At 61.0% G+C, this 21,889-nt stretch carries 14 protein-coding genes and 1 pseudogene; 7 read left to right on the top strand and 8 right to left on the bottom strand.

Features of this window, described 5'->3' with window-relative positions; all coding sequences use genetic code 11:
- The first annotated feature begins 690 nt into the window (after nucleotides 1-690).
- Nucleotides 691-1,581 (top strand): hypothetical protein, encoded by an 891-nt coding sequence (locus tag E2L06_RS11190; RefSeq protein ID WP_138781414.1) that lies wholly within the window; start codon nucleotides 691-693, stop codon nucleotides 1,579-1,581.
- 193 nt (nucleotides 1,582-1,774) lie between these two features.
- Here E2L06_RS11190 and larC read toward each other — a convergent pair whose 3' ends face one another.
- The gene (gene larC / locus E2L06_RS11185) at nucleotides 1,775-3,139 is read right to left on the bottom strand and encodes a nickel pincer cofactor biosynthesis protein LarC (RefSeq protein WP_138781412.1); all 1,365 of its coding nucleotides are present in this window, start codon (nucleotides 3,137-3,139) and stop codon (nucleotides 1,775-1,777) included.
- A gap of 209 nt (nucleotides 3,140-3,348) precedes the next feature.
- Here larC and E2L06_RS11180 point away from each other — a divergent pair, with 209 nt between their 5' ends.
- Nucleotides 3,349-5,580 (top strand): CDC48 family AAA ATPase, encoded by a 2,232-nt coding sequence (locus tag E2L06_RS11180; RefSeq protein ID WP_138781410.1) that lies wholly within the window; start codon nucleotides 3,349-3,351, stop codon nucleotides 5,578-5,580.
- 185 nt (nucleotides 5,581-5,765) lie between these two features.
- Here E2L06_RS11180 and E2L06_RS11175 read toward each other — a convergent pair whose 3' ends face one another.
- Nucleotides 5,766-7,997, bottom strand: a complete 2,232-nt coding sequence (locus E2L06_RS11175) for an AAA family ATPase (RefSeq protein WP_138781408.1) — start codon at nucleotides 7,995-7,997, stop codon at nucleotides 5,766-5,768.
- A 143-nt stretch (nucleotides 7,998-8,140) separates the two neighbouring features.
- Here E2L06_RS11175 and E2L06_RS22780 point away from each other — a divergent pair, with 143 nt between their 5' ends.
- Nucleotides 8,141-8,275: a hypothetical protein gene (locus tag E2L06_RS22780; RefSeq protein WP_283241358.1), complete on the top strand. Its 135-nt coding sequence runs from the start codon at nucleotides 8,141-8,143 to the stop codon at nucleotides 8,273-8,275.
- Nucleotides 8,276-8,299: 24 nt separating this feature from the next.
- On the opposite strand, the gene E2L06_RS11170 is transcribed toward E2L06_RS22780, so the two are convergent.
- Together E2L06_RS11170 and E2L06_RS11165 are read right to left on the bottom strand one after the other, a co-directional pair.
- Nucleotides 8,300-8,545, bottom strand: a complete 246-nt coding sequence (locus E2L06_RS11170; RefSeq protein WP_138781406.1) for a hypothetical protein — start codon at nucleotides 8,543-8,545, stop codon at nucleotides 8,300-8,302.
- Complete coding sequence (locus E2L06_RS11165) at nucleotides 8,545-8,976, bottom strand: DUF5796 family protein (protein WP_138781404.1); 432 nt, start codon at nucleotides 8,974-8,976, stop codon at nucleotides 8,545-8,547. The genes E2L06_RS11170 and E2L06_RS11165 overlap by 1 nt, the downstream gene beginning before the upstream one ends.
- Before the next feature lie 134 nt (nucleotides 8,977-9,110).
- Here E2L06_RS11165 and E2L06_RS11160 point away from each other — a divergent pair, with 134 nt between their 5' ends.
- Nucleotides 9,111-9,983, top strand: a complete 873-nt coding sequence (locus tag E2L06_RS11160) for a shikimate kinase (RefSeq protein WP_138781402.1) — start codon at nucleotides 9,111-9,113, stop codon at nucleotides 9,981-9,983.
- Entirely contained in the window at nucleotides 9,980-10,315 is a 336-nt protein-coding gene (locus E2L06_RS11155; RefSeq protein WP_138781400.1) for a chorismate mutase, read from the top strand. Before E2L06_RS11160 ends, E2L06_RS11155 begins: the two co-directional genes overlap by 4 nt.
- A 17-nt stretch (nucleotides 10,316-10,332) precedes the next feature.
- Here the strand turns inward: E2L06_RS11155 and E2L06_RS22980 are convergent.
- Nucleotides 10,333-10,577, bottom strand: a pseudogene (locus E2L06_RS22980) (PIN domain nuclease); the annotation flags it as partial.
- A gap of 206 nt (nucleotides 10,578-10,783) precedes the next feature.
- Between E2L06_RS22980 and E2L06_RS11145 the strand changes: the two are divergent.
- Entirely contained in the window at nucleotides 10,784-11,389 is a 606-nt protein-coding gene (locus E2L06_RS11145; RefSeq protein ID WP_138781398.1) for a TetR/AcrR family transcriptional regulator, read from the top strand.
- 556 nt (nucleotides 11,390-11,945) lie between these two features.
- On the top strand, nucleotides 11,946-14,372 hold the full coding sequence (gene csg / locus E2L06_RS11140) for an HVO_2072 family ArtA-dependent S-layer glycoprotein (RefSeq protein ID WP_138781396.1): 2,427 nt from the start codon (nucleotides 11,946-11,948) through the stop codon (nucleotides 14,370-14,372).
- A gap of 1,480 nt (nucleotides 14,373-15,852) precedes the next feature.
- Here csg and E2L06_RS11135 read toward each other — a convergent pair.
- The 3 genes from E2L06_RS11135 to grxC all read right to left on the bottom strand — a co-directional run bounded on the left by E2L06_RS11135 (nucleotide 15,853) and on the right by grxC (nucleotide 21,657).
- Nucleotides 15,853-18,339, bottom strand: a complete 2,487-nt coding sequence (locus tag E2L06_RS11135; protein WP_138781394.1) for an RND family transporter — start codon at nucleotides 18,337-18,339, stop codon at nucleotides 15,853-15,855.
- Nucleotides 18,340-18,342: 3 nt separating this feature from the next.
- Complete coding sequence (locus E2L06_RS11130; RefSeq protein ID WP_138781392.1) at nucleotides 18,343-19,965, bottom strand: COG1361 S-layer family protein; 1,623 nt, start codon at nucleotides 19,963-19,965, stop codon at nucleotides 18,343-18,345.
- Nucleotides 19,966-20,340: 375 nt separating this feature from the next.
- Nucleotides 20,341-21,657, bottom strand: a complete 1,317-nt coding sequence (gene grxC / locus E2L06_RS11125; RefSeq protein WP_138781390.1) for a glutaredoxin 3 — start codon at nucleotides 21,655-21,657, stop codon at nucleotides 20,341-20,343.
- Nucleotides 21,658-21,889 lie beyond the last annotated feature (232 nt).

The raw sequence follows: 21,889 nt of genomic DNA, 5'->3' as shown, positions 1-21,889 counted from the left end.
AGTAACCCAAATTCGAGCTATTGCGGCAGGAAACGGTGATCAAACTGGTCAGTAACTCCTGGCATGTCTCGGTGCGGACCAACTGTTGTAACGAGGACAATGGTGGCAGAAACAGGACAGTCATCCGACTAGTGGATCGGTCAGAAGAAGCCTACTAATGTAGAAATACCTGAAATGGAGACTATACCGATCACAGGACTGTCGTACGATCGGTGTCTCACTCGTTTCGGATGGTACGGTAGCGATACAGACGACTGCTGTCTCGTTTATCTGGCTATTCATTGACATTCCACACCAGTGCCTGTCCATCGACTCACTGCCTGCTTCGAGGAGTTATGATATCCGTGATATAATCGTCGAAGATACTATGAGCGCTAAAATTCGAATTCAGTTTTATATCAGTGTCCTAACTCCATCTTATGATTCTACAGGTTAAACATTGGAAATACCAACATTCGTTGATTTTATACCATGCACGTCATTACGCAATTTAGACATCTGTTATGAATTTGAACAGTGTTCCGCCTTCATGTGGCCCGACACAATCGATTTCGACTGGGTGACGCATCGTGGGAAGGGTCGGAGAGCCACGGGTTGCGAGCAAGTCAACAATCCGTGGTGATCCATGTCCTGCTCGGACACCTGTTCGAGTACGTATGCGATCACCCGGATAACCGAGATCAATACACTATGAAACGGAAATTCACTGTACTGCTGGCGCTCGCTCTCGTCGGTAGCATGATGTTCGCAGGTGTCGCTGGAACGGCGGCTGCCGAGGACCACGACAGCGAGGCAGCTGCTATCGACACCATCACGTTTTATAACACCGATGGTGGCGAGCTCGAGCAGCTCGCACAGGCGACGTGGAATGACGACCACGACGAGTTCACGGTGGAAAAGCTAGACGAAGACGACGAGATCACGCTCAACGTCAAAGATTACAACGAGAACGGCCCGGTCAAAGTGGAGTGGACCTACGAAGGATACGCCGGCGCTGATGCCCCCGATCTCGTTCGAGTCAATGCCGACGGTGAGACGCGTGACCACGAAGTCGATACCACCCGCTATCCGTTCACCGGCACGGTCTCCTCCTATGACATGCCCGCGGACGACGGCGACAACAGCACCGATGACGGCGACGCTGTCGGCGATGGTGATGGAGACAGCGCCGATGACGGAACCGAAGAACACGACAGCGAGGTGGCTGCCATCGATACCATCACGTTTTACAACGATGATGGCGGCGAACTCGAGCAGCTCGCGCAGGCGACATGGACCGGCGACGAGTTCGCGATCGAAAAGGTAGACAAGAACGACGAAATCTCGTTGAACGTCAAAGACTACAACGAGAACGGCCCAGTCAAAGTGGAGTGGACCTACGAAGGCTACGCCGGCGCTGACGCCCCCGATCTCGTTCAAGTCAATGCTGACGGAGAAACGCGAGACTACGAGGTCGATACCACCCGCTATCCGTTCACCGGCACGGTCTCCTCCTATGATATGTCCGAGGACAACGGCGACAACAGCACCGGTGACGACGACTTCGATTTCGAGGATCTGATTCCGATCCTCTCTGGCTGAGCCGATCGCTTTACGATCGATTGCGGTACTGTTTTTTATTGGCTGTTGTCGGTAGCCGACGGATCGACCCCGAGAGCCGACAGGCCGTCACGATATGACGAGTGGGATTTCAAGTACACTTGAGGACGACTGGCAGTGACAGTCGTTTTGATCGAAGACAGTCTCCCGGTGAGACGGCTGTCCGTCGCGAGGGTCATTCCGCCGTGCGATCGACACTGGCAGCTGCTTCGGCCCGTTTCAACACGGTTCGAACTGGGAGCGTCGTTTCTCGTGCCACCGCCGCCGCATCGTCGTACTCCGCACTCACGTCGTACACGTTCCCGTCGGAGTCACTCGCGATTTTCACGGCGACCTCGTACTCATCGCCATCGACCTCGAGCGTCACCGTCTCGAACTCCCGATTCGCGATCCACCGATGGGTCGCCCCTGCGTCACGCACCCCCAGCGTACCCGTCTCTTCGGCTAGCGCTCGAGCAACCCGTTCGCGGTCTTCGGGCTTGCAGATGACCTTCACGAGGTGGCCGGGTCGGGACTTTTTCATCGTCGCTGGCAGAATCGAAACATCACGCGCGCCCGCGTCCGAGAGCGTCTCCTGGAGGCCGCCGAGCACTTCGGGCGTCGCGTCGTCGAGGTTGGTCTCGAGGACGGCGATGTCGTCTTCGACTAACTCACCCTGGCCGCTGCCGTCGCCGACCAGCACGCGGAGCACGTTCGGGTGTGGATCGAGGTCGTAGCCGCCGGCGCCGTAGCCCGATCCCTCGAGCGAGAGCGTCGGCAGTGTATCGATCCCCGCGGCGATGTGTCCCAGAATCGCCGCGCCGGTAGGCGTGAGCAACTCCGGGTCGACCGGCCCGCCGCGCAGCGACCAGTCGGCCCGCTCGGCGATCTCGACGACCGCCGGTGCGGGGATGGGGTACTCGCCATGGCTCATCGACACCGTTCCATTGCCGGTCGAAAGCGGCGTGGTAACGATCCGATCGGGCTCGAGATCGTGGAGCAGCGCGGCGGCACCAACGACGTCCGCGATCGCGTCGTCAGCTCCGACCTCGTGGAAGTGGATCGACTCGAGGTCCTCGCCGTGGACGCCAGCTTCGGCCTCGCCGAGGAGTTCGAAGATCGCGAGCGCGTCGCGTTCGACCGCCGGCTCGAGGTCCATGTCGGTGACGATCTCGCAGACCTCGCGATAGCTGCGGTGGGGGCCGTGTCCTTCGGCGTGGACGCCGTCGTGGGTGTGGTCGTGATCGTGGTGGTTGTCGTGGTCGTGGGTATGGTCGTGACTGTGGCCGTGGTCGTGCTCATGGCTATCGTCGTGGCCGTGATCGTGACTCGAGTCACCATGATCGTGGTCGTGGCCGTCGTGCGAGTCGTCGTCAGTCAGGAGCACGTCGACCGATGTCGCGGCGATGCCGCTTTTGTCGACGGTATCGATCTCATATTCGACCTCGAGGGCGTCAGTCACGGACTCCAAGACAGCAGGATCGGCACCGGCGTCGAGGAGGGCGGCGAGGATCATATCACCGCTCGCACCCATCCGGCCATCGAAAGCAAGAACGCGCATGTTCATACTCCGGATGGGAAGCGAGAAAAAGCCATCTCTCCGGCCAGTCGGCACGCTGTCGGTAGGGCCAAAACCCACCGAGGCCGGTACATCTTTGTAGCGTCCGGCCCCAAGTACCTATGGTACAGACTAGCACATAGATGTGGGGTAACACAAAACCTATCCGATCACGTATCGGAGTCATTGACATCGCCGTCCATCCCTAAACCATGAACGAAGTCCAACTCGAGGTCGCGAAGGCGTACCCGAACGATTCGGGTCGTGGTATCGCCAGACTCGACCCGGACACGCTGTTGCACTTAAAGCTCAGTCCGGGCGACATCATCGAAATCGAAGGTGCAGACACCACCGCCGCGAAGGTCTGGCGTGCAGACCGGCAGGACTGGAACACCGATACCGTCCGTATCGACGGGTTCACCCGCCAGAACGCAGACGTCGGCATCGGCGAGCGCGTGACGATCCGCAAAGCCGAGGCGACGAAAGCCGACAAGCTGACGCTTGCTCCACCGGAGGAGGCGTCGGTCCAGTTCGGCTCCGACGCCGCCGGCATGGTGAAACGCCAGATCCTCAAACGGCCGGTCGTCGGCCGCGACATCGTCCCGGTCATGAGCTCGACGAACCACCCGTTCATGCGCTCGCCGGGGCAGGCGATCCCGCTGATCGCCGTCGAAACCGAACCCGAAGGGGTCGTTCTCATCACCGAAGACACCGACGTCGAACTCCGCGAGGAGCCGATCTCGGGCTTCGAGAAGACCGGCGGCGGGATCACCTACGAGGACATCGGCGGCCTTCAAAACGAGATCCAGCGGGTTCGGGAGATGGTCGAACTCCCGATGAAGCACCCGCAGATCTTCAAGAAGCTCGGCATCGAGCCGCCACAGGGCGTCCTCCTGCATGGTCCGCCGGGCACCGGGAAGACCCTACTCGCGAAAGCCGTCGCTAACGAAACCTCTGCCAGTTTCTTCTCTATCGCTGGCCCGGAGATCATCTCGAAGTACTACGGCGAGTCCGAACAGCAACTCCGGGAAATCTTCGAGGACGCCACCGAGGAGTCGCCCTCGATCATCTTCATCGACGAACTCGACTCAATCGCGCCCAAGCGTGAAGACGTCACCGGCGAGGTCGAACGCCGCGTCGTCGCCCAGTTGCTGACGATGATGGACGGCCTCGAGTCACGCGGGCAGGTCATCGTCATCGCGGCGACCAACCGCGTCGACAGCGTCGACCCCGCCCTGCGCCGACCGGGTCGGTTCGACCGCGAGATCGAGATCGGCGTCCCCGACGAGACGGGCCGCGAGGAGATCCTCCAGATCCACACGCGCGGTATGCCGCTGTCGGACGACGTCAGCCTCGGGCATCTCGCCGACGAGACCCACGGCTTCGTCGGGGCCGACATCGAGAGCCTGACCAAAGAGGCCGCGATGAAAGCGCTGCGTCGGTACCTCCCCGAAATCGATCTCGACGAGGAGGACATCCCCCCGAGCCTCATCGACCGGATGATCGTCAAACGCGAGGACTTCCGCGGTGCGTTGAACGAGGTCGAACCCTCGGCGATGCGGGAGGTCCTCGTCGAACTCCCGAAGATCTCCTGGGACGACGTGGGTGGCCTCCACGACGCCAAAGATCAGGTCAAAGAGTCTGTCGAGTGGCCGCTCTCGAGCCCCGAGCGGTTCGACCGGCTGGGCGTCGACCCACCGGCCGGCGTCCTGCTGTACGGGCCACCGGGCACCGGGAAGACCCTGATGGCCAAGGCAGTCGCCAACGAGACCAACGCGAACTTCATCTCGGTGCGCGGCCCACAGCTCCTCAGCAAGTGGGTCGGCGAGTCGGAGAAGGCGATCCGTCAGACCTTCCGGAAGGCCCGACAGGTCTCGCCGACGGTGATCTTCTTCGACGAGCTCGACGCGCTCGCGCCGGGCCGGGGCGGTGAGACCGGCTCGAATGTCTCCGAACGCGTCGTCAACCAGCTGCTGACCGAGCTTGATGGGTTAGAGGAGATGGGCAACGTCATGGTCATCGGCGCGACCAACCGGCCGGACATGATCGACCCGGCACTGCTGCGCTCGGGTCGGTTCGACCGGCTGGTCATGATCGGCCAACCCGATGTCGACGGCCGCGAGCGCATCCTCGAGATCCACACCGAGGACACGCCCCTGGCCGCAGACGTCACGCTACGAGAAATCGCCGAGATCACGGACGGCTACGTGGGCAGCGACCTCGAGTCGATCGCCCGCGAAGCGGCTATCGAGGCCCTGCGCGAGGACGAGGAGGCCGACATCGTCGAGATGCGCCACTTCCGACAGGCCATGGAGAACGTCCGGCCGACGATCACCGACGAGATCCTCGAGTACTACGAGCAGATCGAAGAGGAGTTCCGCGGCGGCACGGCCGGCGGCCCCGACCCGACCGGCCGGCGCGGCAGCCGGATCGGCTTCCAGTAACCTCGATCTCGCGATCCCAGTTTTCCGCTGTTCTGTCCCCGACTTCGTTCGCCGTCCTTCCGTGACGTGAGCGGAGCCGATAGAGCACACGGACCTCCCGGCAGCGCTCGAGTCAGACCGTCGGTCGTCAGTATCGACGTCCGCGATCGTCGTGCGGTGACGCTGAGATCCAGTGACCGTATTATTTACAATCGATCAGTTGATTCTCGAGCCGCCTCGAAGTGTCGTCGTTCGATGCGGACCGTCGACGCCTTCTCGTTGGCCGTCTCGGGATCGTGCTCGCTTGCGACCTCGCGGATCGCCCGCATCGAAGCGTCTCTGACCAGCGCCTCGAGATCAGCACCAGTATAGCCCTCGAGGTCGGCTGCGAGGGCGGCGATATCGACATCGTCGGCGAGGGGTTTGCCGCGGGTGTGGACGTCGAGGATCTTCTCGCGTGCCTCACGCTCTGGTTCGCCGACGAAGACGTGTGTGTCGAGTCGGCCGGGCCGGAGCAGCGCTGGATCGATCTGATCTTTGCGATTGGTCGCAGCCAGCACGACGAGATTGGGATTTTCGCTCATCCCGTCGAGTTCGGTCAGCAGTTGTGAGACGACGCGTTCAGTGACCTCGTGGCCCTCGCCGCGGGCGGCCGTGATCGCGTCGATCTCGTCGAAGAAAACGATCGACGGCGACGCCTGTCGAGCCCGCTCGAACACCTTCCGGATCGCCTTCTCCGACTCGCCGACGTAGCGGTCGATTATTTCTGGACCGTCGACGCGGACGAAGTTGACATCTGTTTCACCTGCTAACGCGCGCGCGAGCAGCGTCTTCCCGGTGCCCGGCGGCCCGTGCAGGAGGACGCCAGATGGCGGGTCGGTGTTGGTCTCCTCGAAGAGTTTGTCGTAGGTCAGCGGCCACTCGACGGACTCGCGGAGGGTCCGCTTTGCGTCCTCGAGGCCGCCGACGTTCGAAAAGTCCGTCGTCGGCGATTCGGCGACGTACTCACGCATCGCCGAGGGTTCGACGGAGGCCAGCGCGGCGTCGAAGTGGGGCTTCTGGACTGTCGGATTCCGATTCCACTCGCGGCGCTCGTCGTCGTCACCCGGCCGATCGCGGATAGCAGCCATCGCGGCCTCGCTCGCGACAGCGTCTAAGTCGGCTCCGACGAAGCCGTGAGTCCGGCGTGCGATCGCGTCGATGTCGACGTCGTCGGCGAGTGGCATGCCGCGGGTGTGGACCTCGAGAATCTCTCGACGACCGGCCTCGTCGGGGACGCCGATCCCGATCTCGCGGTCGAAGCGACCGCCACGCCGAAGTGCGGGATCGATGGCGTCGACCCGGTTAGTCGCGCCGATAACGATGACTTCGCCGCGGGCGTCGAGCCCGTCCATCAGCGTCAGCAACTGCCCGACGATCCGGTTTTCGGCGTCGCTCTCGTCGTCGCGCGTGCCGGCGATCGAGTCGATCTCGTCGAAGAAGATGATCGTCGGCGCTTCCTCGCGGGCGCGCTCGAAGGTTCGCCGAAGCTGTTCTTCCGACTCGCCTTTGTACTTCGACATGATCTCCGGGCCCGAGATCGTCTCGAAGCGGGCGTCGACCTCGTTGGCCACCGCGCGGGCGATCAACGTCTTGCCTGTGCCCGGCGGGCCATGCAGCAAGACGCCCGAAGGCGGCTCGACACCGAGCCGTCTGAACAGTTCGGGCTCCGACAGCGGCAGTTCGATCATCTCGCGGACTAACTCGAGCTCCTCATCCAGGCCGCCGATGTCCTCGTAGGTGACCCCGGAACTCGTGGGGGGCGCATCGGCGTCGCCGGGGGATGTCGTCGCTGCCCCCGACGCTGTCGAGTCGCTCGCGTCGGGGCTGCGGCTGGTAGTCCCCGATTCATGCTCCCCCGAGTCAGTAGCGGGCGCGCTCGAGCCGGTGTCGACGATCCGGACCGTCGTCTCCCGCGTGATCCGCACGTCGCCGTCCGGATCCGTGTCGGTAACTTTGAACGGCTGTTGATCGATACCCTCGATTCGGACCTGCTCGCCGGCACGAACCGGTCGGTTGCGGAGCTTCTCCGCCGCACCGGTTTCGGCGGCCCGTCGCTGGTTCTCGGTAAGTCCTGGCGGTGCGATCAGCGTGACGCGGTCGGCGTCGGTGATCGTCGATTTGTCCTTCGCGCGGACGGTCACGGTGTCGCCGACGTGAACGCCGGCGTTGGCTCTGGTATCCCCGTCGATCTGAACGGCGTCGTCCGGGACGGACGGATCTGCGGGCCACATCTTGGCGACCGTCTTCGACTCGCCGTCGATCACGACGGCGTCGCCACTCAGGATGCCGAGCTGTCGCCGCACTGGCTCGGGAATTCGCGCGACGCCTCGGCCTGCGTCCCCCTTCTCGGCGGCACGTACCGATAGCGTCACGCCGTCTCCCTCCGACGAACTCATAGCCGTTCCTTTCGGGCCTGCCACCTTGAGAATTGTCCCCGCGAGAGTCGCGAGACGCCATCGAACACGGGATTCTCGAGGTCACTGTTTCGGTCACTGGAACCGGAAAAACGCCTTTTGTTGTTCGTCTCGCACGAGAGTGCATGGTCGTCCAGACAGAACGCGACGACACAACCTGGTACGAGTGTGAGACCTGTGGCCTCCTCTTCGACGAGAAGTCGGCCGCAACGGACCACGAACAGATGTGTAACGACAGCGACCCGTCTTACATTCAGTAGGACAACCGCTAGATCCGAAATCGGCTACTCGAGTCGGTCGCGATGCTCGGTCGCGAGGTCGCGTGCCTGCTCCATCGTGTGGGTTTCCGTCCAGCGGACGCGGTCGCCGTCGCCGTAGGCGAGCGCGGTTTTGAGCTCGTCCCGGAGGACGCCATGGTCGACCGCCAGCACCGTTCCCGACCCGTCGCCGAGTTCGTAGACGCCGGGCCGATCCGGTGCCGCGGCGACCGTCTCACGCTCGAGGTCGCGCCAGGGTTTCTGAAGCGGCATTACTCAGTATTCTCGACGAGTTCGTAAGCGTGTTCGCTCATTTCGTCCTCGGCGAAGACGAAGACGCGACCGTCGACGACCGACAGGTCGGCATCGACGCGGATCGAGTAGGCCTCCGTCGCGACGGTCACGCCAGGGAACAGTTCCTCCTCGTCGTCGCGGTCGAGCATGACGCGGCCGACGCCCGTCGACTCGAGGATGTCGTCGTGGGTGTTCCGATCGTTGACGTAGGTCATGACGCCCTCGACGCCGTCGGGATCGGTGACGAGGACGTGTACCTCTTTGCCTGGGGGGGTCGTCAGCGGCCCCTCGACGGGTTCGGGTGGCCCGTGGTAGAACACCTCGCGGCCATCGAGATACTGGACGACGATACCGCCGTCGACGAGATCGACGCCGATCGTGCTGGGGGCGACGTCGTTGCGCGCGCTCATAGTCACTCCGTTCGATCGGATCGGGCAAAAGGCGTGCGTTCCCGGTACCGTCGGGATCAAAAGACACACACTCGCCGTGTCGACATGTCACGGGGATCGTCAGCCGTAAGTAGTCGGTCTGTGAGTGTGCGGATATGGATGGTCGTGCTGTCGCCCCCGCAGCCGGGACGGTACTCAACGCACTCGCGACCGGGACTGGCTCGGCGTTTGCGATCGACCTCGAGACGACGGCGACCGTCGATCTCACCGACGACGGTGAAATCGTCGGCGAGATCGCCAATCAGCCCGAGGCCGATGCGACACTCATCGAGCGCTGTGCCGAACTGACGATCACCGAATATGCAGACGCGGCGGGACTCGACGAATCGGATGTGGGCGCTCGCGTCCGCACCGAAAGCGAGGTGCCGATGGCCGCTGGCCTGAAAAGTTCCAGCGCTGCGGCCAACGCGACGGTGCTTGCGACCCTCGACGCCCTCGAAGTCGCCGATGCGGTCGATCGGATCGACGCCTGTCGACTCGGTGTCCGGGCCGCCCGCGATGCCGGCGTGACGGCGACGGGCGCGTTCGACGACGCCAGCGCGAGCATGCTCGGCGGTGTGACTGTCACCGACAACACGAGCGACGCGTTGCTCGCCCGCGAGGAGGTTGACTGGCACGCGCTGGTCTACACGCCACCCGAACAGGCCTACAGCGCCGACGCCGACGTCTCGGCCTGCGAGCGGATTGCACCGATGGCCACACTCGTCGAAGAACTCGCACTCGACGGTCGCTACGGCGAAGCGATGACCGTCAACGGCTTTGCGTTCGCCGCTGCACTCGAGTTCTCGACGGGCCCGATGATCGACGCGATGCCCGATGTCGACGGCGTCTCGCTTTCGGGAACAGGTCCCAGCTACGTCGCCGTCGGCGATCGGGAGACGCTCGAGGCCGTGCGCAAGCGATGGGCTGAACGCGACGGAACGACACGATTACTGCAGACGCGAACCGACGGAACACGAACGCTATGACTCGAGAGCAAACGGACACAGCGACCGACGACAGGATCGACGAGGAGACACTGACACCTGAGGAGATGAGCCTCGACGAACTGCGCGAGGAGATCCGGACGATCGACCAGGAGATCGTCGAGCTGATCGCCCAGCGAACCTACGTCGCGGACACGATCGCGGCGGTCAAAGACGAACAGGGGCTGCCGACGACCGACGAGAAACAAGAACAACAAGTTATGGAACGCGCGGGAGACAACGCCGAACAGTTCGACGTCGATGCGAACCTCGTCAAAGCGATTTTCCGGCTACTGATCGAGTTGAACAAGGTCGAGCAGCGAGAGAGTCGGTAGGAGAGTATACAGCGACTTCACTCTCGTTCATCAGCCGGTTCTAGCGGGACTCGCCCTACCTCGATGTCTCCGTAGTCTTTCTCAGAGAACGCACGTCCATACCGCGTGTTTCCGCAGTCGCTGCATGGAATGCAACGAACGATGTTATTCCTTCGTCGTAGTAATTGACGGCCTTCAGAACGATTTGTCGCCCTTCGCCGTCTCGTACAGGGACGAGTTCAAGGAGATCCGCCACAAGTGGTACGAAATCGAACTCGTACCTTACCACTAATAAGACAAATATGGTATCCCCGGCAGCTGTTCCTGTGAGATAGTTCTAGTCTCGAGGACCACCACCACCAACGCGATCAAATCGATTATGTGCTCCAAGGAGCGATTTCGGGCAATGCGTTCGAGCACGCCACGACCTATATTAGCAGCAGGCACCCGGCTGCAGTGGCGACACAACCATTGGCGCGGTGACCGATCGTGAACGACGATATCTTCGACGATCCAGCGACGACCCGTGAAGAGATTCTGGCGGCGACCTATCGAAGCCTGCGACGCCACGGCTACGCCGACCTGACGATCCAGAAGATCGGCGACGAACTCGAGCAGAGCCCGTCGCTCATCTACCACCACTACGAGGACAAGGACGCGCTCGTACTCGCCTGTCTCGAGTACTTGCTCGATCACTTCGAGGACGAACTCGGTCGGGGCTCGATCGAGGATCCCCGCGAGCGCCTCGAGGGGCTCCTCGACTGGGGGTTCGGCTCCGCAATGAGCGATGAGTGGCAGGCGTTTATGCAGACGGTCCTCGAGTTGCGGGTCCAGGCGATCCACGATGCAGCCTACCGGGAACACTTCACCCGGAGTGATCGAGTGTTCACCGAGTCGATCGCATCGATCATTCGCGCCGGCGTCGCATCCGGCGAGTTTCGGGACTGTGACCCGGCCGCCGTCGCGGAGATGCTCCAACTGCTCTACTTCGGGCGGGCGTTGCGATTGGCCAGCACTGCTGACGATCTTGAGGAGTGGGCGGCGGATGTACAGCTCGAGATCCAGAAATATCTTGAAACGCGCGTGTACGCCTGATCGAACCGAGCCACATCGTCGGTGGGTCGAATGCGATGCGTAGCAGTCAGTCCACCACACTGATTTGACCGCTTTGCGGATGGGTTGTGAGCAAGACACTTGGCAGTGATCGCAAGCAGCGGAAAGTCGGTATTACCGTTCTGTTGGCTCGAGTCAGCATGGTATTGCTGTCGTAAAATCATCTTAGGACCAACCGGTTCGACGGCAGAACAGACTTGACGAGCGATACCTGTAGCCCATTGCGCGGGCGCGATGTGAATTGGGTCAAACCGCGCCAAACGGCCATGTTAACGCCTATCGTGCAGTTCCCGAATAGCGGCAACTGGAGTAATATATAATAAATACACCTATTTTATGCTCTTATTCATATGGTTATAGTCCGGTTGGACAACAAAGCATATATGTAATCGGTCGCAACGAACACTCGTACCCCTACCCATGGTCGTGCAAGCAAGTACGATCGACTAACATCTCGGGGATCGGATGTAATATCTGATTACCGGGTCACTCGATTGGAACGCAAGCGTGGCCGCACAAGCGAAACCTAAACTAACACATGACAAAAGATAACATAACCTATCGTGAGAAGGGACGTGCAGTGTTCCTGACCGCGATGATGGTGCTCTCTGTCGTTGCGATGTCCGCAGCGTTTGTCGGCGGCGCAGCAGCAGCAGAGAACAATCGGTATGAAGATGGTATTGCTGTAGAAGATGGCGACACAATCTATCAGGGTGAGGATGACCTTACCTTCGCTGATGGCTTCTCGACCACGCTGACCGGTACGGAGAGTGGTGGCGCTGAGGGTCAGACTCTCGACACCAACCTTCAGATTCCGGAAGACCAGGAAACTGGTATCTACAAAGGCGCTAACGACAACCGCGTGACGGTTTCACAGCCGCGAGTCGCGGAGGTCTCCGTCTACAATCTGGACTCCGAGGGTAACGTTATCTCGGATGAAGTTGAGGGCTCCAGCATCTCGACTGAAGATGCGGAGCACATGAGAATCAACGTCAAGTACAACTTCGAGCAGGCTGAGCCTGTCGAAGTCGAGATTACGGACGAGAGCGGCTCGGATGTCACCGCCGAGGTCCTCGAAAGCGAGGATGCACTGATCGACACGAGCGGTAACGGCATCATGGTTGACCTCTCCGACTCGGACACCGGTGAATACACGATTACGGCAAAAGGGACGGAAAACCTTGACTTCGGTAGCGCTGTCGAGACCACGACGGTCACCCTGACTAGCGACGAAGACCTCGGTATCGAACTGGCCAACGACTCCGCTGTCCGCGGTGACGACGTCCAGTACACCGTCACTGGTGGGACTGACGGCCAGACCCACGTTGTGGCAATCGAAAGCTCCGACTTCCGTGACGGTATCACGGCTGACGAGAAGGAGTCTATCTTCCGAAACGTTGACGACACGGAAGAGGTCGGCTTCAACAGCGACAGCGACGTTGCGTACGCCATCGTCGAGATGGACGGTACGACTGCTGTCGGCTCGATCGAAACCCAGTACCTCGACGATTCCTCAATCGACGTTGAGGTCTATGAAAACGACATTTCCGTTGAAAATGTCGACACTGAAGACTCGGAAGATGACACCACCCTCGACGTTGAGGAAGGTGACATCACGATGGACAGCCCAGAAGGCACCTACGTTGTCGGTGAGGAAGTCGACATCACCGGTAGCGCAGCAGGTACCGACAACGTTGCAGTCTACGCTCGCGATAACGGCGACTGGGAACTTGTCACGGAGAACATCGATGTTGAGTCCGACGACACCTTCGAAGAGGAAGATGTCGTTCTCTCCAGCCTCGATACGGATGGCTCGGACATTCTGAGCCTGCCCGGTACGTACCGTCTTGGTATCATCGCTCAATCCGACGCGACGAGCGACACTCTCACGACTACGGAGTTCAACCAGGGCACCAGTGCCACTCAGTCGATTCGTGTGGTCGAAGGTGACCTGAGCGCCGACTTCGAAACCATCAACGGTGAAATCGCCCAGGACGTTGACGGCGACATCGACGTGAACGGTACCGCGACTGGTCAGGACAACGTTGTCCTCGCCTTCGTTGACGAACGTGGCAACACGATGGCCCAGGAAATCTCCGTTGACGATGACGGTACCTTCGAAGAAGAAGACCTGCCCCTGTCCGACCTCTCGCAGGGCTCGGTCTCCGCACACATCATCTCGGACGGTCGTGACGATACCTACGGTGACGGTGACCTCCCCGAGGACGTCGGACTCGTCTCCTGGATCAACGATGACCTCGATGGTCTGACTGGCGAACAGGTCCGCGAACGCATCGCTAGTGAGACTGTCGACGAATCCGCCAGCGACGACCGCATGGTCACGGACACCTTCCGTTACACCGACGCGTCGTCCACGATTGATTCGATCTACCCCGCAGGCGCTGACGCAAGCGGCGTCAACCCTGTCCCCGTCGACGGTACGATCGTCGTCGAAGGTCAGACCAACCTCCAGCCTGAGGACAACACCATCACGGTGGAGGTCCTGAACGAACAGGGTAACTCGCAGACGATCACCAGCACTGACGAGTGGAACACTGACGGTCAGTGGTCCGTTGAACTCAGCACCGAGAACCTCGACGTTGGTACCTACACGCTCGAGTCCGACGACGGCGAAACGACCGACCGCGCGGACCTCGAGATCGTCGAGTCTCAGCCTGACGACGGTCAGTCCGACGACGGTCAGTCCGACGACGGTCAGTCCGACGACGGTCAGTCCGACGACGGTCAGTCCGACGACGGTCAGTCCGACGACGGTCAGTCCGACGACGGTCAGTCCGACGACGGTCAGTCCGACGACGGTCAGTCCGACGACGGTCAGTCCGACGACGGTAGCGCTGACGACGGCGGCTCCGACGGGTCCAGCGGTTCGCCCGGCTTCGGTGTCGGCGTCGCTCTCGTCGCACTGCTCGGCGCTGCACTGTTCGCACTCCGTCGCGACAACTAAGCGCTGACAGCTACCCGCTAACTATCCGGGCAGCGGCCCGGACGTGCTGCATTTCGTTTTTCTTTCGACGCACTACTCGGACAGTGGCAACACACGCGTTACTACGAACCGATAGGCTGTCCTGCGACGATTCCAGACTGTTTACGGCTCTCGTTCGATCGGCTGTACACCGATACCCACTGATAGCGAGAGGTCACTGGTCACTCGTTTCACTACTCTTACATCGAACACGGACGCAGATAGAGTGGTTCTGAACACTTTCACGAGTGCTCCATAATCTGTCAGAACGGACTGATACGTCACCCCGCACCGACCCGAGGAGCCAACTGATCGACGGATCAATACATGCAACGCTGTGGGCTGCCCCGGAGTCGTCCGAAAACCGCTGCGTTTCGCGGTCACGAGAGACGAAGCCTCTCGGACGACTCGACTCCGAGACACTCACTTCGGTCATCTGTAGACGAGATCTGAACCGATAACAATGCGACGACAGTGTGGGCAAGCGTTTGACGGATACGGCCGGTCTCTGCCTGATCGAACGGACGACCGCTCGAGTACCTGTTCATCGCGGGTCCAGACCAGTGATTGCTGAGGGGGCCATCAGCCCGAAGTCGTCCCGTTCGACTGCACGGACAGCGGGCTCACCGAGCTGTCGTGGTACCGGCACGGCTTGGTAGCAGACGCTCGTGAGTGCGTTTGATCGGTGCAAAACACACGTCGCCCATGGTGTAATTGCTGATAGCAGACAGAGCGCCCGATTGCACCGAGAGACCAACATCGGTACTGAACGGACTCATCGAAAGCGACCGTTCGCGGAGCCTTCGTCGATCGTGCTCGAGGGGTAACGAACAGCGGCGGGAACGGCCGACAGCCGGTCGCGACACCACGGTCGCATTCGGCTGTTGATCCTGCTCGAGTCAGCGAGCACACGACCGTCGAATACGTCGAAAGCCACCAATCAGTACCTCGAACGATCACGAAGCAGTGGTCAGTGTGTGGATCGACTGATGGAGAGAACGGAATGGCCGGTCGTAATATACTGTCGGATAGAAGTCAGTGAGAAGTCGCTCGCGAAAGCCGCCTGTCTCCAGCGGTGACAGCCGAGCCTGAGCGAGCGGTCTTCAAATAGTTCTGTCCGACAGTATAGCAGACGCATTCGTACTGGAACTAGTCACGACGGTCAGACGCGATCGCAAGCTACTATAGCAGCAAACGCGTCGCATTCGCGACGACGTACACTGGCTTGGAACAACGAAAGCATCGCAGAGGACGACGCGTGCTAATTGCCACGAGAGTTCGCTCCCCGAGAATACCAGCAAAAGACAGTCGATCGATACGGACGACTGTCAGTCAGTGCCGGTGGGACCGCTACACCGCCCTGCGGTTGCACCAGCACATCGTGACAGCAGACCGTACGAGGCAACCCGAAAGCCCCCTATCGAGAAGTAGGTCAATTTCACTGAGAGAGATGTTGAGACGGTTACTTGGTGGCTTTCGACCCTGCGAAGAGCCGTTTCCACAGCGACTGGGACTCGTCATATCTGGCCCACAGTAGCATGGCGGGCGGCAGCGCGACGATTGACGTGATAAACGAATACAGCACGCTCAAGGCCATCAGCAAGCCGAAGTCACCCAGGACGGGCGTGATCGCTAACGCGAGTGCCCCGGTCCCGAGCGAGGTCGTGAGCATACTTCCCATGAGTGCGCCCCCGGTTCCAGAGAGCGTCGTGATGAGTGCCGTGAGCGCATCATCGCTCTCCTTGAGTTCGTCGATGAACCGGTGTGTCGCGTGGACGGAGTAGGCGATCCCGAGACCGACGGAGATCGAGAGGATCGTCGCCGTCAGCGCGTTCAGCGACATCCCGAGATACCGCATCGTACCGATCAGGAACGCGATCGAGATCAGGATCGGAAACACGTTGACGATCCCGAGCAACGGCTTGCGCTCGAGTGCAGCGTAGGCGATCACGAGGAACACGGCGGTCAACCCGACCGCGAGGATTAGTCCCTCAATCGCCGACGCGAAGATCAGGTCGGTCACCGCGGCGAAGACGACGATCCCGCCCGTCGCCGTCGCCGTATACCGGAAGTCGTCCGCGAATTCGGCGGCGTCCGCGGCCGCGGCCCGCTGTGACGCGTCGGAATCGATCGCGTACTCGACCTGTGCGCTGCGCCGGTCCTCGGTCAGGTACCGTTCGGCCTGTGGCGCGGCCGGCGAGGCGAACAGCTCGTCGTAGATGATATCGAGGTTCCGGTCGGGAATTCCGTTTCCGTCGCGATCGTTCCGTTCGACGAGCGCGGCGAACTCGGGGTCCCGATCGGCATAGGCCTGAATGACCGTGACGATACTCCGGGCATCCGCTTTGCCGCCCTCGCCGACAGCGAGGTTGCTCGGCGGATCGTCGTTCGGACTGGCCAGGGCCTCGAGTGCGTGATCTTCCTCGAATGACCCTTTGACGTATATCTTCACGGACTGGTCTTGATTCGTCGCGAACTTGTCTTCGAGGAGGTTGTACGTCTCGGTCACCGTATATTCGCCAGGGGCGAGTGGCCCCGGGACGTATTCGATGTACGCCGGCTGCTCCTCCGGCGGCAGGAAGTCTTTTTCTTCGAAGCTGGTATCGACACCAGCGCCGTAGCCGGCTGCCCCAGCGCCGGCGACGAGGATCACGACGACCAACAGCAGCGGCGCGTGCTGACTCGCTTTGGCAGGCATCGCCAGGAGACGGCCGAGTGTCGACTCCTCGGAGGCAATCGGCTCGGAGTTAAACTCCGGCACGCCGAACCGCTCGCGGAGTTCGTCGACCTCGAGTTTGGCCGCGGGGAGGAAGAGCCCGAAGATGAGGAACGTAAAGATGATCCCGACACTCGAGGCGATCCCCATGTTCCGGATAGGGCCCAGATCCGAGGCGATGTTCGCCCCGAACCCGAAGACCGTCGTCACGGTGACGATGACGAACGCCACCATGAGCTGGTTGTTCGCGGTTCGCATCGCCTCGAGCGGTTCGAAGCCCTGGACCGTTTCTTCGCGGTAGCGGTTGATGATGTGGATCCCGAAGTCGACGCCGACCGCCAACAGCAAGACGGGGACGGAGATCATCTGTTGGTTGAACGGGATTCCGGAGTAGCCAAGGAAGCCGAACGTCCAGATGACCGTCATCAACAGCGCCAACAGCCCCAGTGCGAGGTCGATCGGGTCGCGATACGCAACGATGAGAAACACGAGCAAGAGCACGATGACGACGGGCATGACGAGCGTCATCGAGTCGCCGATGACGGTTCCAGTCTCTGCATCGACGATCCCGGACCCAAACGCGCGGATGTCGCCTGACTCCTCGCTTGCGATCGTCTCGATGGCCAGCTGAATTTCGGTGAGATCGTCGTCACTGAAGTCGCTCGGGACGTCGTGTGTAATCCCTGTGACCGACGCTGATGCTGATGCCGCTGTTGGATTGAAGTCCTCGGAAACGGTTCCCGTAAATCGCGGGTCGTCGCTGCGTTCTCGGATCGCCTGCCGAATTTCGGCGGACGTCGCCGATTCGATCACTCGACGCTGCTCGGCTGCAGTGGTCGCCGACGGATCGATGGTCTGTGCGATAAGCGGGGCGGGACCGGTTGCCGACGCCACTCGGAGGTCGTCGCGTTGTTCGACGCGTTCGAGGACCGCAAGGTTCCGAACGAGTGCCGTCTTCGTGAGGACGTTATTGCCGCTGTGAACCAGTTGTGTAGATTCGTCGGAGGCTTCGAACGGCCCCTCGAACTCCTCGTTGACGGCGTCGAGAGCGTCCTGTTCGGGGAGGTCATTGGTAAACGAATCCGTCGAGTCCGTATCGGTAGAGACCAGTCCGAATCCACCGGCGAAGACGACGGTCATGACCAGAAACGCGATCACGACCGTCTTCGATCGAGAGACGATGACCTCGTTGAGAGCTTCGGTTGCGGCCTCGATTCGCTCACCGGTTGTCATCGGTCAGTCCCTCCGATGCCAGAAGACACCGACTGCGCCGGCGAGAAGCGAGCCAACGACGAGCATCGACGTGAGCGGGAAGCCACCACCGTCGCTGCTGGAGACGGCCATCGGAACACGGATCGTGTTCGAGAGCTGGCTGTTGCCCCGCTCGTCGTCGTATCGGAAGTCGAACGAGACCGGGTACGTCTTCTCGGTGGCCGACTCGGACGCGCTCAGTTCGAACGACATCGTGACGGACTCGCCCGGCTCGAGTGACTCGACGTATCCCGTATCGTCGTCACCGGTGCTGAGTGGATCGTCGGCGAAGATGCGCGCTTCGACGTCAGTCACCGTCTGATTGAGGTTGTTCGTGACCTCGACGGTGAGCGCCTTGCTGTTACCGGCGCTGATCGTCGTCTCCTCGACGTCGACAGCGAACTGATCGCGCTCCGGTGCAACCGCAGCGACGACACTGAGTTTGTCGTACTGGCGCTTCTCGTCATTCGAGTTTCGATACTGCACCCCGAAGTCGAACGATTTCGTGCCCGCTTCGGCTTCGCTGCTCACTTCGATCGGGAGCCGGAACGACTTCGCTTCGCCGGCCTCGAGCGCCCCGACGGCGACGGATCGTTCGATCGGGATCACGTTCGGCGAGCTCTGGTCAGTAAACCGGACGACGGCGCTGTCGACCGCGTTCGGTCCTGTGTTCGTGACTGTCCCTGTTATCTCACCGTCTTCGCCGACGCGCAGCGTCGAGGAGACGTTCTCGAGGGCAAACGACTGTTCGGCCGCAGTCGCGATGCCAGCCGTGAGTCGTTCGGACGTCTGGTCGATGCCGTTCGTGTCGGTGTAATCAACGGTGACGTCAGTAGCGTACGATCGGTGTGGGGCATCCGACGCAAGCGAAACGCTGTAAGTGACCGTCTTCGATTCGCCAGGCTGCCAGGCACCGACGTATCCCGTCGAACTCTGGCCTTGGCCGGTTCCGAACGACAGGTGACCAGTGCCCGACCGGGCCGTCACGCTCGCGTCCCGTGCTGGCTCGGTTCCCGTGTTCCGGAGCGTCACCGAGACGTCGTTTCGATCGCCAATCTGCGCGTCCGATTCGACACCGACGACCTCGAACTGTGGCTTGTCGTCGACTTCGACGGTGAGCGTTGCCGTCCGCGTTCGCGTCAGATCAGCGTACTCCGCACTTTGTGTGTTGAACTCGGCAACGCGTGTGTACGCGTACTCGTATTCAACGGGGAGTTCGTAGACGCCCGGGTCGAGGTTCTCCGGGACGGTGATCTCGACCGGGTCAACGTTGCTCGTTCCCGTCGGGACGTTTCCGACCGAAATCTGGCCACTGTTCACCTCGAGCGGCGACTTGTCGTCTTGGAACGTCATCGTCAGTCCGCGTGCGGTCGTGACACGACTCTCATATTGCTGTGGACCCGCGCGGTCGATCTGGCCACGGTTCGTGATCGATATCGGAAGCCCGACCGACGTGCCAGGAGCGAGTTTCCCAGCTGACGTGTCGATCGAGATATCGGGCTGTCCGACGACAGTACCCGACGACTGTTGTGCGATCGCAGGGCCAACCCCTGCGGTCGTGACCAGAACGATAACGAGGATAGATGTAATCTGTGTCCTCGATTTCATCGTCTTCCTCCGCTCGACCCTGTAACCGATCCGCCACCGATTCGAGTATGTCTATCCGCTGTCCAATGTTGAATGCGCATTCAATTAATTGTATATTACGCCACGCTCATAGTGATATTGGTTTATTACCAGATCTGAGTGTCCACACCCTTGTCTTACATAATTACCTATTACCACCGGACGTCTCGGAACCGACACCCACGACCGTTCGTACTCGTTCGTTCGAAGAACAACTCACAGCAGAGTGAATAGATCAATCAACCAGTCACTCGATCGACTGACGACCTCCACGTCATAGACGGTGAGCGGTTCTCGGTGGCAGACGCAACAACAACTGCGGAACCGATCGAACGCGGGGTCAACAGCGTCGAAGTGCTAGTCGTCCGCTGCAGCCGCTTCGGCTTCCTCGGCGCTCGAGTCGGCCCGCTCTAGATCTTCGAGATATTCATCCGCATCCAACGCGGCTTTCGAGCCCATCCCCGCCGCGGTGACGGCCTGCTGGTAGTGGAAGTCGACGACGTCGCCGGCACCGAACAGGCCGGGGACGTGGGTTTCGGTCTGGCCGCCGCCGTCGCCGCCTTTGGTTTCGAGATAGCCTTCGTCGTCTAGCTGGACGCCGGTGTCCTCGAGGTAGTCGGTGTTGGGGGTGTGGCCGATCGCGAAGAAGACTGCACCGACATCGAAGTCGAACTCCTCGGTTTCGGGGTCGTCGAGGCGGTCGGTGGGGTGGCCGGCGTCGTTTTCGACGAGGGTGACGTGGTCGACGCCGTCTTCCTGAGAGCCGTGGAGCTCGATCAGTTCGGTGTTTTTCATGATCTCGATCTCGCCTTCCTCGACCTTTTCGTGGACGCGGTCGACCCAGTAGTCCTCCGCGCGGAACTCCTCGCGGCGGTGGGCGATGTAGACAGTGTCAGCGAACTTCGTGAGGAACGTGGCTTCCTCCATGGCGGCGTCGCCGCCGCCGACGACGAGCATGTCCTCGTCGCGGAAGAACGCACCGTCACAGGTCGCACACGTCGAGAGGCCATAGCCCATGAGTTCGTCTTCGCCGGGAATCCCGAGCGTGCGAGCGCTGGCCCCCGAGGCGGCGATGACGGCGTCGGCGGTGTAGACGTCGCCGTTTCTGAGTTCGACGCGGAAGGGGCGGCTCGAGTCGTTTACCGACTCGATAATGCCGTTTTTCAGCTCGGCACCGAACTGCGTGGCCTGCTCTTTCATCCGGTTGACGAGTTCGGGGCCACCGATGCCCTCCGGGAAGCCGGGGTAGTTGGCGACATCGGTGGTCAGCGTGAGCTGGCCGCCGGGTTCGTCGCCTTCGATGATCAGCGGCTCGTTGTTCGCGCGGCCGGCGTAGATCGCCGCGGTCAGGCCCGCGATACCGGTGCCGGCGATGATCAGCGTACGGTGTTCGACGACCTCGTCATCGGTGATACCGAGCAGCTCGTCGAGTTCACCGGTCTCGTCGAGTTCGTGTGTATCGTCCCAGCCACCGACGTGTTCGTCGTCGATGAACACTTCCGGAGCGGTCTTGCGACCGTCTGCCCGTTCTACCATCTCTTCGAAGCGCTCGTCGTTCTCGGAGACGTTATACTCCTCGTAGTCGACGCCCTTGCTTTCGAAGAGGTCCTTGACTCGGTCGCAGTGTGAACAATTGCCCTTGGTATAGATCTCGACGCGTGGCTGGTCGGTCATATTGCAGGTGTTGGGCCAGAGACCCTAAACCGCTTGTGCTCGCAGCAACGAGTCCCCCTTACTGTGACGGTGCTAACGTGGCGTCTGCTACCGTTGTTCCGTCAGTGAACCGCCTCAGGGTCAAGCCCCGAGGCACTCGCCTTGCTTATTTGTAGAGGATTTCTGTAGCCGAGCTACTGGTGTGTCTCGAGCGACACGGTCGCCGCAAACGGCCGTGCAACCCGAACGTCGT

The sequence above is a fragment of the Haloterrigena sp. H1 genome, from assembly GCF_005938085.1.
GTDB lineage: Archaea > Halobacteriota > Halobacteria > Halobacteriales > Natrialbaceae > Natrinema.
This window is presented reverse-complemented; position numbering and strand designations above follow the sequence as displayed.

What these genes read in the sequence shown, in the direction of transcription:
- E2L06_RS11190 (WP_138781414.1), top strand. Translation starts at nt 691, where the DNA reads ATGAAACGGAAATTCACTGTACTGCTGGCGCTCGCTCTCGTCGGTAGC.
- larC (WP_138781412.1), bottom strand. Translation starts at nt 3,139, where the DNA reads ATGCGCGTTCTTGCTTTCGATGGCCGGATGGGTGCGAGCGGTGATATG.
- E2L06_RS11180 (WP_138781410.1), top strand. Translation starts at nt 3,349, where the DNA reads ATGAACGAAGTCCAACTCGAGGTCGCGAAGGCGTACCCGAACGATTCG.
- E2L06_RS11175 (WP_138781408.1), bottom strand. Translation starts at nt 7,997, where the DNA reads ATGAGTTCGTCGGAGGGAGACGGCGTGACGCTATCGGTACGTGCCGCC.
- E2L06_RS22780 (WP_283241358.1), top strand. Translation starts at nt 8,141, where the DNA reads ATGGTCGTCCAGACAGAACGCGACGACACAACCTGGTACGAGTGTGAG.
- E2L06_RS11170 (WP_138781406.1), bottom strand. Translation starts at nt 8,545, where the DNA reads ATGCCGCTTCAGAAACCCTGGCGCGACCTCGAGCGTGAGACGGTCGCC.
- E2L06_RS11165 (WP_138781404.1), bottom strand. Translation starts at nt 8,976, where the DNA reads ATGAGCGCGCGCAACGACGTCGCCCCCAGCACGATCGGCGTCGATCTC.
- E2L06_RS11160 (WP_138781402.1), top strand. Translation starts at nt 9,111, where the DNA reads ATGGATGGTCGTGCTGTCGCCCCCGCAGCCGGGACGGTACTCAACGCA.
- E2L06_RS11155 (WP_138781400.1), top strand. Translation starts at nt 9,980, where the DNA reads ATGACTCGAGAGCAAACGGACACAGCGACCGACGACAGGATCGACGAG.
- csg (WP_138781396.1), top strand. Translation starts at nt 11,946, where the DNA reads ATGACAAAAGATAACATAACCTATCGTGAGAAGGGACGTGCAGTGTTC.
- E2L06_RS11135 (WP_138781394.1), bottom strand. Translation starts at nt 18,339, where the DNA reads ATGACAACCGGTGAGCGAATCGAGGCCGCAACCGAAGCTCTCAACGAG.
- E2L06_RS11130 (WP_138781392.1), bottom strand. Translation starts at nt 19,965, where the DNA reads ATGAAATCGAGGACACAGATTACATCTATCCTCGTTATCGTTCTGGTC.
- grxC (WP_138781390.1), bottom strand. Translation starts at nt 21,657, where the DNA reads ATGACCGACCAGCCACGCGTCGAGATCTATACCAAGGGCAATTGTTCA.